Below are 895 nucleotides of genomic sequence, written 5' to 3'. Positions count from 1 at the left end.
CCAGCTTTGACGGAGGCTGGCGATGGACGAGGACTGGCAGGCGGATCTTGAGCGGTGGCTCGCGCCGTATCTGGAAAGTCTGGGTAATAAGACGCGGCGTCGAATGTGCCCGGCCTATATCGCAGGTCTGATCGGGCCAGGAGATCGCAAGAGCATCCAGCCCATGGCAGCCCGCTCGGATGCGATACCCTATGACCGGCTGCATCATTTCATCGGAGCCGGTCTGTGGGACAGCGCCCCGCTGGAAGCGACCTTGTGGAACCAGGCGGATGAATTGGTTGGTGGCGACGGAGCCTGGCTGATCATCGACGACACCGCCTTGCCCAAGAAGGGCAAGGCCTCCGTTGGCGTCGCGCCTCAGTACGCTACGGCGCTGGGCAAGAATGCGAATTGCCAGACGCTGGTGTCGATGACACTGGCCTCAGGCGAAGTTCCGCTCATGCTGAGCTTGCGGCTGTTCCTGCCGGAAAGCTGGACGAGCGATACCGCGCGCATGGAAAAGGCGGGCGTGCCTGCCCCTTTGCAGGAATACCGCACGAAGCCCGAGATCGCGATCGAGGAGATCGATCGTGTCATCGCTGCCGGTGTGCGCTTCGGCTGTGTGCTGGCCGATGCTGGTTACGGGCTGTCCGCTCCGTTCCGACAGGCACTGAGTGCACGTAGCCTTTGCTGGGCGGTGGGCATCCCCCGGCATCAAAAGGTCTATCCGGCGGATGTGCAACTGATCTTCCCCGCTGCAGGCCGCGGTCGCCCACGGGTGCGTCATGTGCCGGACGTCAAATCCATGGCTGCGCACGTCATGCTCGAAGGCGCGAAGTGGCGACAGATCAGTTGGCGCAAGGGAACTAAGGGACGCCTGACGGCCCGCTTTGCTGCCATGCGCGTGCGCATTGCC

General features: G+C 63.2%; 1 protein-coding gene. It reads left to right on the top strand.

The window, feature by feature from the left end; genetic code table 11:
- Positions 1 to 22: 22 nt before the first annotated feature.
- The coding region (locus PYV00_RS24025; RefSeq protein ID WP_275230865.1) for an IS701 family transposase at positions 23 to 895 on the top strand (873 nt) is incomplete at its 3' end.

The sequence above is a fragment of the Novosphingobium album (ex Liu et al. 2023) genome (assembly GCF_029076845.1).
Taxonomy (GTDB): Bacteria; Pseudomonadota; Alphaproteobacteria; order Sphingomonadales; family Sphingomonadaceae; genus Novosphingobium.
This window is presented reverse-complemented; position numbering and strand designations above follow the sequence as displayed.